This window comes from Rhizobacter sp. P3_B12 (assembly GCF_056402895.1).
The window spans coordinates 1-10,700 of sequence record NZ_JBFUGN010000115.1 but is presented as its reverse complement, the minus strand read 5'-3'; the positions used below and the strand labels follow the sequence as shown (position 1 = coordinate 10,700).

The window sequence follows — 10,700 nt, the reverse complement described above, 5'->3', positions numbered from 1 at the left end:
GCAAAGTAGGTGGCCCCATCGGGCGTGTTCACCAGGTCGCGCAGGATGCTTTCGAGGGCGCGCCCCTGCGGGCCCGGCCGCATGATCGCGGCCTGCGCGCGCGTCCAGTCCAGCAGCCACTGCCCCACCGGGTGCCGCTCCGCCTGGTAGGTGTCGAGCAGCCCGGCGGGTGCTGTGCCGCGGACCGTGGCGGCCAGCTTCCAGCCGAGGTTCATCGCATCGCCCAGGCCCGCGTTCAGGCCCTGGCCGCCGAGTGCGGAATGGATGTGCGCCGCATCGCCGGCGAGCAGTACTCGGCCCTGGCGGTACGCCATCACCAGCCGCGCACGGTCGGTGAAGCTGGTGGCGAGGTGGACGGCGGACAGCGTCACATCGGTGCCCGACACGCGGCGAAGCACCGCCTGCAGGTGATCGAGCGTGATCGCCTCCGAGCGGTCGAAGGCGCCGCCATCGAAGTCGGCGATGGCGATCTGGCCCGGCTGGTTCATGTAGAAGCCCGCGGGCGTCGCGTTGCGGCCGGGGCGCAGCGTCTCGGGGTCGGCGATGTCCACCAGCGCCGAATACGCGGTGAACTCGGGCTCGGTGCCGGGGAACTCGAAGTTGCCCAGCTTGCGAACCGTGCTGCGGCCGCCATCGCAGCCGACCAGCCACTTCGCCTGGAACGAGAGCACGCCCGCGTGGACGATGACGTGGTCGCCTCGGTCATCGAACCCGGTGACCGCGAGCCCGCGGCGGATGTCGACGCCCAGCGCGAGCGCGCGTGTCGCGAGGACAGACTCCACCGATGCCATGTCGGCCGCGAAGTTGCTGGAGGCCGGGTTCGGCAGGTGATACCTCCAGCGGGACGGGTTGATCCTGGCGGCATCGATCGCGATGCCCGCGAAATGGCCGGCCTGGGCTTTGCGGGGAGCGCTGGTTGCAGCCGCGGTGGTGGCAAGCAGGTCATCGAGAAGCCCTCGACGGTGGAGCGCCTCGCCGGTCGCGACGGACAGGCCGCGGGTGCCGAGTGGCGGGGCTTTCAACGGGGCCTCGGGGCTGTCGGCCCGTTCGAGGACCAGCACGTCGAGCCGGGCCAGCGCGAGTTCGCAGGCGAGGAAGAGGCCGACGGGTCCGGCGCCGGCGATGACGACGTCGTGAAGACGGGAGGAGGAACTGGAGATCATGGCGTGGTGGATGGCCGTTGCACAGCTTCGCGCGGCTGTGTCGATGCGCAGCCGGTTGGAACAACGAAACTGAGGGGGTCAGCAGGCGAGCGCGTCGGTCTCCGGCTTCAGCGGGAGAAACAACGCGGTCGACGATTCAAGGTCGGGAACGAAGACGGATTCGCTTGGCGATAGGCCGCACCGATGGGTGGGATGTTCCGGGGAGGCGTCCCGGTGTGGGAGGCCTGCGCGCCGCGGATTCTATTTCTTCAGATGATGCCTGTCATTCGCTGACTCCAGGACCCACTTGCTCGTGTTCATCGGCAGGTTCCAGTGGGTGATGGATGCGTGGCCGGCAGCAGGGTAGGCGCGCCGGGCGGTGGCGTCTCCATAGCCGAAGAAGTACTGAAAGGCCACCTGGATCACGCCGCCGTGGACCACGAGCACGGCGGTCTGCCCGAGGTGCCTCTTGGCAATCGCGTGAAGTGCCGACTGCACCCGGGCACTGAACTCGATGCTGGTCTCGCAGCCGGGGGCGAAGCGATGGAACTGCCGGTCTCGGTCGCTCAGGCTCTGCCAGGCGGTGGTGAACTCGACCGGATCCATCACCTCATCGCCGCTTCGCCATTCCTCCAGGTTCTGTTCCAGCACGGCAGAAAGGCCGAGCGCCGGCGCCAGGAACTCCGCGGTCTGCCGAGCCCTTGGCAGCGTGCTGGCATAGAGCGCGTCAGCCTTCAACTCCTGGCCGAGCCGAAGCCTGTCGGCCAGTGCCTGGGCCTGCAATATCCCCTCATCGGAAAGGCCGAGATCGACGCGCGGGCCCACGCCGTCAACCTGTCCTTCGTTGTAGGCGCCATGGCGGATCAGGAAGATGGAAGTCATGTGGATGGCGGGTTGAGCGTCAGAGGCGGCGAATCGATTGGAGCCAGGCCACGAGGGGCAGCGGAACACCTCGCGCGCCACGCTGGGCCATCGGCACGTAGGTGTCGAAGGCGCTGAGACTGGACACGAAAGCGAGCGCGTCTGCGAAATTCACCACGTCGCCGGTCCAGAAGAAGGTTTGCCGGCCGAGCGTGCCGGCGGCCACGAACCGCAGGGTCGGCTGGGCCGCGTCGTCCACCCAGGTCGTGTCCTTGATGTCGAACTTGCCGTTGTCGCCGAACCGTTTGCGCACATGTTCGGCGGCCAGATTGCCGGCGACCTCGACGAACATGTCCTTCGACATGGGTTTCGGGAGGGCGAGCCATTCGACGGTGTTGAGCCCCAGCTGGATGGGGCCCCGGGAGCTGAAATCGACGAAGAAGTGGCGGCCTTCGTCAAAGTAGGTTTCTTGAGAGGGCCGACCGGCCAACTCGATCGAGAACTCGCCGTGAGGCGAGTGGTAGCGCCCATCGGCGACCTTGCCGAGCAACGGCCGCGCGGGAGGCACGGTTCCGCAGCCCACGAGGAGCGTGGCACCTGCGAACAGAAGATGTCTTCTCTGGATGGCGGGATGAATCGGCATGGGAACGGGGACCTTCTTTGAAGTCAGGGACAGCGGCCCATGATTGTCAGGGCGCGGGTCATTTGATGAGCTCGCCCGTCACCTCGACGACTCCATCAGATTGCCGCACCCGCGTGATGAGAATCTCTCCTCGGTAGCCGGCCGCAACGGTGCCATGCACGACCCAGACACCGTTTTCCAGCGTTGCGGAGTAGGGCTCGAATCGAGCCGTGCTGGCTGGATTGAATGGCGACTTGCTCGTCTTCTCGGAGATGGAGCGCCAGGCCTGCCTTGACGCCGCAATGGCCGCATCCGGAGAGTCGACGGAGTTCTTGCCTGGGGCCAGAACGGCGGGAAGCACCAGGGCCGCCACGAATCCAAGCGCGAGCGGGCCCAGAAAGGTGCCGACCATGAGCCAGCCTTCGAGCCTGAAGTGTCGATTGATCGATCTCATCGTTGTGCTTCCCTTGACGCTGCGCCGTCAACGACACATCGGCCCCTGGCACGCCGACGACGGCTGGTTCAGGTCGTAGACCGTGCTGTGCCCCGGGTTTCCGGTGGGGGCGGCGGTCCCCTTCGGAACAACGAAGGTGGCCAGGTTGCCGCCATACAGGCCCGCCGGAAACACCATCGGCTTGAGCACCACGTAGGCGCGGTGCTTGCCGATCTTGGGCGCCAGGTCCGACGAAGGCGTGTCGGCACGCGCGCCTGCCAGCGGTGGAATGTCGCCCTTCAGGCCGGAAGGGCCCTCGGGGGCATTGGCGATGTAGTGCTGCTGGACCATGCGGATGTCCGCGTCGGTCAGCGGGCGCAACAAGCCCTTCTTGATCGCCTCTTCAAGGCCGGCCGTTCCGGCCAGCGGCGCGGTCTTGTCGCGGAACGACTCCGGCGGCGAGTCGGGCGAGGTCACGTAGTCGGTCTTCTGGCGCGTCGTCTCGACGATCTCGACGAGGCCTTTGACGTTGCGGTTGTAGAGGCGGGTCGCCTCGACACCGAAGACCGCGCGCGACTTGGGATTGATCCAACCCAGGTTGCCATCGCCGCCGATGTAGCCGTATCCGCACGGCTGCTGTTCCTCGTGGCTCGACACGATGAGGGGCGTGCCCTTGGGCAGGCCGGCCACCACCTGGCGGTGGTATCCCGTGGCGAACACGGCGACGACCTTGGTGCCCTTGGACCAGCCGATCGACCAGATGGTGGGCTCGTAGGCGCCCAGCAGCAGCGCGACCGGTTTGTCGGCATGGACGGCGATGTCGAACTGCGTGGCTTCGTGGCCGCTCTGGTCGATCTGGAAATCGAGCTTGCGGCCGGTGTAGCCGCCTGCCGCGATGACGATGGTGTCGGGCGGCAGGCCCTTGCCCGCGAAGGAGCAGGCCACTTCGGTGACGGAGCCCGGGGTTTCCTTGAAGGGCACGGAGCCTTGCGGCTGCCCCCCCATCGTGAACGGAACCGTGGTCTGTGCCTGCACGGCGCAGGCAACGAGCGTCAAAGGCAACGTGAGGGTGGCAAGTGTGCGAAGCATGCGACTTGACGGCGTTGGCCGTCACCAATGAATGACGAAGGCCTGAGTCTGTAGACGGCGGATGAACTGGTTGCGAAGTGGGCGCGAAGTGCTGATGAGCGTTGGGTGGCATCGATCAAACTGGGCCTTCCGGCCGACAGGATGATCGGCTGTGTTCACCGAGCTGACCGCAAGGTGGCCCGAACCAGGTGGTCAGTGCATCGACGAGCCCCAACCGGGCTGTGCCTGCGACCCAAGCCACGTGGCCGTCGGGCCGAATCAACACCGCGGTGGGAGCAGCGACCACCCCGAGGGCCGGCAGCTCCCACGGGCCGACGTACGTCGCGTCGACGAGCTGAACCCGATCTGCCCACGCAGCGATGTCGAAGCTCCCGGGCTCACCGAGGTTGAGCAGCACGGGTCGGGCATCACGCAACAGGGCGAAGACTCGCAGCGGGCCGAACGCGGTGACCAGGTCGAGATCGGGCATGCGGCGTCCGAGCAGCGGGTGGCCCTTGCCGAGGTCGTAGTGAATGTCGAGCCCGGACATCTCCGCAGCGATTCGTTTGCGCGGCTCCTCCATCTTGAGGAAGTCGCCCACGATGTCGCGCACAGCCCGTGTGCGATCGTCCTCGCGGTGCATTGCAACCTGCGCCATCGTGGTCTTGAGCACGCGCGCACCGACCGGGTGACGCTCGGCGTGATACGTGTCGAGCAAGCTGTCCGGTGACGTCCCCTTGATCACCTGCGCCAGCTTCCACCCGAGGTTCACCGCATCCTGCACGCCTGTGTTGAGCCCCAGCCCGCCGATCGGCGAGTGAACATGGGCGGCGTCGCCGGCGAGCAACACGCGTCCACGGCGATACTGTGCGGCCTGTCGCGTCGTGTCGGTGAACCTGGAGATCCAGGTGGGGTTGTGGGCGCCATAGTCGGTGCCGCACGCGGCGATGAGCAGTTTCTTGAGATCGTGCAGCGTCGGCTCGCCGATTGCATTCGTGTCGGGTTCGGTCACCATGACGCCAATCGGGCCAACATCCTTGTAGATGATTTCGCCGCCCTTGATCTCGTACTCCGACCGCCCGAAGGCATACGTCCCGGCGGACGACCGATGCACCCCGTACGGGGGCTTTTCCGTCATTTCCACTTCCGCGAGGATGTTGCTCGTGGTCGGATCCCAACCCGGGAAGTCGATGCCCGCCGTCTTGCGTACGAGGCTGCGTCCACCATCGCACCCGACGAGATACTGCGCCCYCATTGACTGGCCGTCGGCGAGTGCGACGTCGACACCGGTGTCGTGCTGCACGAAACCCGTGATGTCGCGGCCGTAGAGAATGGGCACCTTGAGCTCGGTGACCCAAGCGGCCAGGATGCGTTCGATGTGCTTCTGCCGCAGCGCGAGCCCGTAGTTGTGGCGAGTCGGGAAATCGCTGATGTCCAGACGGGTGACGGCGAAGCCCGTGACCTGTGCGAGTTGTCCCGCCGAGAGGAATCGATCCGCGATGCCGCGCTGGTCGAGTACTTCAATGGTTCGCGAGGAGATTCCCAGCGCGCGCGCACCGGAGAGTTCTTGATCGGGCCGGCGCTCGACGACGGTGACGTCCACGCCTGCCAGCGCCAATTCACCTGCCAGCATCAGCCCCGTCGGACCTCCGCCGGCGATCACCACCGCATGTTCGTTCATCGTTCGTGTGCTTGCTGGGAGTGCAGGAAGTTCTCGATGCGCTGCCAGGTCAATTCTGACGCGTGTTCATCATGGTCTGGCAGTCCGGGCATCGAGTGAAATTGCACGACAAAGGGCATGGCCAATGGTAAGTCTTGGTAGACCGTAGCCGGCCGCGAGCCGACGGTCGCCAAGGGTCAGCTGTCGGGCGCCAACGCGCGGAGAATGAGCAGTCATGCGGCATCCCTCCAAAACTTCGCTTGCCGATTTCGCCGAGGTAGCTCGCGGCTACTGCTCCTGGTGTGAGGGCGAGTCGTTGGGATTGGACCCGGCGTCTCAGGCCGCCTGCTGGCTGGCGCGCCTCTACGTGGCTGCGCTCGCACTCCCGGAATGGGATGCCGAGAACGCAGAGGGACTGCCGGATTTGCCCCAGCCTACCGAGACGTCAGGGCAGGACTCGTCCTGTTCGACAGCGGCGACGCAAGCAACGCGGCCTGGCACTGGTCGTTTCTTCACCGGATCCATTGGGGCCGACATGCCGTCGGCGGTCTGCTCGCGCTCCACTGCATGCACGTTTCGAAACGTTATCCTCCGCAAGCTTGACGTGAGGACCGTCATCGGCAAAGTCTCTCATGTCGGCAAACCGGCGCTTGCCGCACTCAACGATCCAGGATGAGTCATGTTGTTCGACCCAGCGCGCCACGAGCCACTGCAGGTGATTCCCTGGGACGAAGACCGCGTCCGGGGCAGCATCAGCCGGATCGTGACAGAGACCGAAGCCCGGTTCACGCCGGAGAGCTGGTGGTCGCCCCACCCGCGCGATCTGGAGCCGGGCGAAGACACCGCACAGCCCGCAACGCCGCTCTACTACGGCGCTTGCGGTGTGGTGTGGGCGCTTCACTATCTGCAAGATGCGGGCGCCGTTCGCTTGCAGCGCGACTATCGCGAATCTGCACGGCTGGCCGACTTGCTGGCGCGCAACACATCCTGGCTGGGTAACGAGGCGGCTGCGCATGCAGGCTCTTTCATGATGGGGGAGTTGCCCTTTCGCTTGCTCGAGTACGCAGCGACGCCGCTGCCGGCCACCGCGGGCCGCTTGTCTGAGTTGATCGCTGCCCACATGGAGCACCCGGCGCGCGAACTGATGTGGGGCTCGCCCGGCACACTGCTGGCGTCTCTCTTCTTGCATCAGCGGACCGGCGAAGCACGCTGGGCCGAACTGTTCCGCAGCACGGCGGCGGTGCTGTGGTCGCAGCTCCTTTGGTCCGACGAGTTTGCCTGCCACTACTGGACACAGGACCTGTATGGCCGCCAGTCCACCTACATCGACGCTGTCCATGGTTTCGTGGCGACCGCTGTACCCCTGATACACGGCCGCCACTTGCTGGACGAGGCCGATTGGGGTGCCTGGCAGTCCTGTATCGAAAACACCGTACTGCGCACTGCCACCTGGGAAGGCCAGCAAGTCAGCTGGCGCGCCGTACTGACGCCGCCGCCCACCAGACCCTTGCTGATGCAATACTGCCACGGCGCACCTGGCTTCATAGTCTGCGTGGCCGACCTGCCGAGCCCTGCGCTGGACGAAGTGCTCGCCGCAGCAGGTGAAGCGGTCTGGGCCGCCGGACCGCTGAACAAGGGCTCCAACTTGTGCCACGGTACCGGCGGCAACGGTTACGCTTTTCTCAAGCTATACCTGCGCACCGGTGATGCGACGTGGCTGCAGCGCGCGCAATCCTTTGCAATGCACGGCATAGCGCAGACTGAGGCCGATGCGAGGCTGTACGGCCAATTGCGTTATTCGCTGTGGACCGGCGACCTTGGCTTCGCCATCTACCTGTGGGACTGCCTGCATGGTCGCGCCGATTTCCCGACGCTGGACGTGTTTTGAAACGCGGCTGTGTGATGTCCTGCGCCCCCCTCGGAGGTGGACCCGCAGACAGATGCCCGAAGCGCAACAGGCAACCGGCAGCAACCGGCCACAAGCTGCCCGTCGAGAATGACGGCTTTCGGATGGGCGACCGGCGATAACCTGACGGTCGTCTATGAGCGCTTTCGACCACAACGAGATGAGCTGATAGCCATGAGAGATTTCGCCGGTGTGGGAATGGCTCTGTCCCGTCTTCTGCCGGGCAGAGGGYCATTCGAAATCGTGCGCCTGCGGCGCCATGAGGAGGAGGCATGRCCTTCTTGAAGGMGRTTGGTTGGACGCTRTTTGGTCTTGTGTTCTACACGCTGATCGCGGTCGCTTGCGTTCTCAGTTTCATGTTCCTCTTCGACAGGACATCCCCTCCYGGCCCCGAGGCGGAGCAGCTCAAGGAAAGGATCTGTGCCGAAGGGGAGCCACCCCTATTGCCGAGYCGAGGCAGGTCAAAGCCGGTGATGTGCGATCGGTGGAGGGCCGAGAAGGCGGCGCGGTCGAAGTAGTCGACCGCCCGCAATCGGCCACGACCGGTCGGCCCCGAGCGGCAGCTATCGGGCAGCCACCGCTACACCAATCATGGAGTCCTGTTTTGATGAGCCAAGACCTTGAGATTGACTGCAATCGACACGGGCGGTCTGTAGCCGCCGCAGTGTGTGGTCATGTCCTGCRGTCAGGCTCTCCGCTAGGGTTTGTCGAAAACAGTTCCAACCCACTGGACCAGCAGGGGTGGTGCTTCGCTTGTGAGCTTGTCTTCTCACAGGAACAGGACAGGACGCCACGGTTCAGGGCCTTCTGCAACCATACCGAGGTCTGCTCGCGCTGCTACGACGAAATCAAGGGCAGGCACATGTTTGCATGGCCGGGGCGCGAGCATAGCCATTGACGCAAATCGGCCACGAGCATTCTTTGGTGACGGTCGGCTTTGAGGTAGGCTCCTAAATTCGTCCACCATCGCAGGATTCGCAGATGCTAGCGTTCCGAGTGCAGCTCAATGATCAATCCCCGGTAACGGGCGGCGCATCGGATCTCAGTGTTCTCACGACTACGATCACAGCGGTCGGCCAGCTTGGCCCGGAGACCCGTGGGCGACGCTCCGATGAAGGAACCGACGTCGACTTGCGACTCGGGGGCCTCACTTCTCGCGGTCCCGACGTTCAAGATGAGCACCTTGTGTGGTTCGAGGCGCACGAACTCAAGCCCGGTGACAAGATTGTTGTAGAGGTCGTCGAGACCGAGTCACCTGACCCTGTTCAAACCGGCCATGATGCTCAAGATCGCGCCGACGACGAGCGTGCCTACTACGAAGACTGCAAGCGGGTGTACTTCGAAATGCGCGAAAGATTTGACGGCGAAGCCTGACCCTGCCTGTTGACTTGCTGACTAGGTCGACTACTACGATGACCACAACGGATCCCCAACGTGGCGCACCGCTGTCCACAACGGCTGCGCCAACACTTGCCAGCCTGAGCGGCGAACGGTCGCAGCCGGCCAGGAGCTGCCTGTCGCGAGCGGCCGCTTTCGGGTAGGCTGCGCGCGAACTCTTCCAAGGAAAGTCATGCCAATCCCAGCTTCGGAGAGCGAACTCGCCGCGTTGTTTGCTCGTCTGGGTGCGTCAGAGCCCGAAAGCTGGGCGCGCTCGCAGGTACTCGAAGGCATACCGCAGCTGCTGCGATACCTCTTCTTGAAGGCTGCATGGCGCAACGTCGAAAGCGACGACGATACATCGTGGATGCGAAGTGAAGTCGACCGAGCGAACGCCCGCCCCGAGGAGCCGTACGCGGGCCTGGGACTCGGACTGGATCAATGCCTGAGGCAAGGTGTTGATCCCGTCGTATTGAACGAGATGATTCGCTGCGCCCAAGCGACCATGATCTTTCGAATTGGCTACCTGCTCGATGGCGGGGATTCCGGTGGCTTGGAAGAACTGCGCGATGTCTCATGGGCGCTGTTCGAGACCGATGCCAACGGACGTCCGACTGGACCGGCCATCGGCGGACTCCATGAATCGGTGCTGGAACTCGATCCGACCGGCCGGGAAATGCGACCGCCGGAAGCGCTTCGTGCCATTGCATACCGCAACGAAGCTAGTGACGCTGCGCCCTCTTGATGACCGAGTCCGGCCACGAGCGGTCTGTCGTGACGGGCTGCTTTGGGGTAGCCTTCCATGACATTCACCAGCCCTCGAAGCATGCGCATTGAAGCAACACCAAGGTCGGCCGCAGTTGCTGGTGCATGGGCCGTTTTCGGACTCGTTCCATTCGAGAGGTGGATGGATCATCACAAAGTCAGCTCGGTGCTCGAAGGCAATCTGCTCTGGCTAGCGGCTGCGGCGTGCTTTTTCTTTGTGCCGAGTTACTTCCTGGTCATCGGGAGTGGCAATGCACCTTTCGGTCACACTTGGATCCTCGATCGAGATGAACGAGCACGATACGGCGTCATCGCGAAGCGCATGCTGATTTGGTTTCTCTCGGCAGGGGTAGCCGGCGCTGTTTGGTCTGAAGTTCTGAGCTTGTTTTGGAAGGACTGATCAGGCTTGGAATTCTGTCGGCTGTCGGAGTACCTGCAGTCGGCCACTTCCTGCCGCTCGTGGATGACTGCTGTCGAGCGAGCCAATACACTTTTCGTTCAAGAGCCGCTGAACGAACCTGATTGAACCGTACGAGAGAAACCAAGACGATGCTTCCTGCGCGAACTCGACGCCGCCGCACAGGGCTGGCCGCATTTGCCGGCTTTGCCGTGTTCGTTGCCGTCACGCTCGCTGTGTCGCTTCTCTCCGGACTCCTTCCCGGCGAGGAAGCAGACTGCGTGAAGAGGTGTAGAGCAGTCGATCGGCGTGGAGAAATGGTGCCCGTCTTTTCCGCGACGCAAACCGCTGGCCAAGGGGGCAAAGGGCCAAGCCAGTGTAGATGCCAGTAAGGCCCGTTCACGGGCACGAGCGGTCCGTCGCCAGTGACCGCTCTCGGGCCGCCCACCGCCAATGCTCTCCGCATGAG

At 64.3% G+C, this 10,700-nt stretch carries 11 protein-coding genes; 5 read left to right on the top strand and 6 right to left on the bottom strand.

What is annotated here, in order from left to right; genetic code table 11:
* The 6 genes from AC1D01_RS09115 to AC1D01_RS09090 all read right to left on the bottom strand — a co-directional run.
* Positions 1-1,163, bottom strand: a 1,163-nt coding sequence (locus tag AC1D01_RS09115) for an FAD-dependent monooxygenase (RefSeq protein WP_477865726.1), incomplete at its 3' end; no start/stop codon positions are given.
* Between the two features lie 240 nt (positions 1,164-1,403).
* A complete protein-coding gene (locus AC1D01_RS09110; protein ID WP_477865725.1) occupies positions 1,404-2,024 on the bottom strand; it encodes a histidine phosphatase family protein in 621 nt (206 codons plus the stop codon).
* Between the two features lie 19 nt (positions 2,025-2,043).
* Positions 2,044-2,646 carry a hypothetical protein gene (locus tag AC1D01_RS09105; RefSeq protein WP_477865724.1) on the bottom strand — a complete coding sequence of 201 codons (603 nt, stop codon included), beginning with the start codon at positions 2,644-2,646 and terminating at the stop codon, positions 2,044-2,046.
* 58 nt (positions 2,647-2,704) lie between these two features.
* Positions 2,705-3,079 carry a hypothetical protein gene (locus AC1D01_RS09100; RefSeq protein ID WP_477865723.1) on the bottom strand — a complete coding sequence of 125 codons (375 nt, stop codon included), beginning with the start codon at positions 3,077-3,079 and terminating at the stop codon, positions 2,705-2,707.
* A gap of 27 nt (positions 3,080-3,106) precedes the next feature.
* The gene (locus AC1D01_RS09095; RefSeq protein ID WP_477865722.1) at positions 3,107-4,093 is read right to left on the bottom strand and encodes a hypothetical protein; all 987 of its coding nucleotides are present in this window, start codon (positions 4,091-4,093) and stop codon (positions 3,107-3,109) included.
* A 169-nt stretch (positions 4,094-4,262) separates the two neighbouring features.
* Positions 4,263-5,807 (bottom strand): FAD-dependent monooxygenase, encoded by a 1,545-nt coding sequence (locus AC1D01_RS09090; RefSeq protein ID WP_477865721.1) that lies wholly within the window; start codon positions 5,805-5,807, stop codon positions 4,263-4,265.
* A 214-nt stretch (positions 5,808-6,021) separates the two neighbouring features.
* Here AC1D01_RS09090 and AC1D01_RS09085 point away from each other — a divergent pair, with 214 nt between their 5' ends.
* The 5 genes from AC1D01_RS09085 to AC1D01_RS09065 all read left to right on the top strand — a co-directional run bounded on the left by AC1D01_RS09085 (position 6,022) and on the right by AC1D01_RS09065 (position 10,234).
* Positions 6,022-6,462, top strand: coding sequence for a hypothetical protein (locus AC1D01_RS09085; protein WP_477865720.1), 441 nt, complete (start codon positions 6,022-6,024; stop codon positions 6,460-6,462).
* A 3-nt stretch (positions 6,463-6,465) separates the two neighbouring features.
* A complete protein-coding gene (locus tag AC1D01_RS09080) occupies positions 6,466-7,674 on the top strand; it encodes a lanthionine synthetase C family protein (protein WP_477865719.1) in 1,209 nt (402 codons plus the stop codon).
* 999 nt (positions 7,675-8,673) lie between these two features.
* Entirely contained in the window at positions 8,674-9,066 is a 393-nt protein-coding gene (locus AC1D01_RS09075) for a hypothetical protein (protein ID WP_477865718.1), read from the top strand.
* Between the two features lie 196 nt (positions 9,067-9,262).
* A complete protein-coding gene (locus tag AC1D01_RS09070) occupies positions 9,263-9,814 on the top strand; it encodes a hypothetical protein (RefSeq protein ID WP_477865717.1) in 552 nt (183 codons plus the stop codon).
* A gap of 81 nt (positions 9,815-9,895) precedes the next feature.
* Positions 9,896-10,234 carry a hypothetical protein gene (locus AC1D01_RS09065; RefSeq protein WP_477865716.1) on the top strand — a complete coding sequence of 113 codons (339 nt, stop codon included), beginning with the start codon at positions 9,896-9,898 and terminating at the stop codon, positions 10,232-10,234.
* Positions 10,235-10,700 lie beyond the last annotated feature (466 nt).

Coding starts and splice junctions, on each gene's coding strand:
- AC1D01_RS09110 (WP_477865725.1), bottom strand. CDS start 2,024: ATGACTTCCATCTTCCTGATCCGCCATGGCGCCTACAACGAAGGACAG.
- AC1D01_RS09070 (WP_477865717.1), top strand. CDS start 9,263: ATGCCAATCCCAGCTTCGGAGAGCGAACTCGCCGCGTTGTTTGCTCGT.
- AC1D01_RS09105 (WP_477865724.1), bottom strand. CDS start 2,646: ATGCCGATTCATCCCGCCATCCAGAGAAGACATCTTCTGTTCGCAGGT.
- AC1D01_RS09080 (WP_477865719.1), top strand. CDS start 6,466: ATGTTGTTCGACCCAGCGCGCCACGAGCCACTGCAGGTGATTCCCTGG.
- AC1D01_RS09100 (WP_477865723.1), bottom strand. CDS start 3,079: ATGAGATCGATCAATCGACACTTCAGGCTCGAAGGCTGGCTCATGGTC.
- AC1D01_RS09075 (WP_477865718.1), top strand. CDS start 8,674: ATGCTAGCGTTCCGAGTGCAGCTCAATGATCAATCCCCGGTAACGGGC.
- AC1D01_RS09085 (WP_477865720.1), top strand. CDS start 6,022: ATGCGGCATCCCTCCAAAACTTCGCTTGCCGATTTCGCCGAGGTAGCT.
- AC1D01_RS09065 (WP_477865716.1), top strand. CDS start 9,896: ATGCGCATTGAAGCAACACCAAGGTCGGCCGCAGTTGCTGGTGCATGG.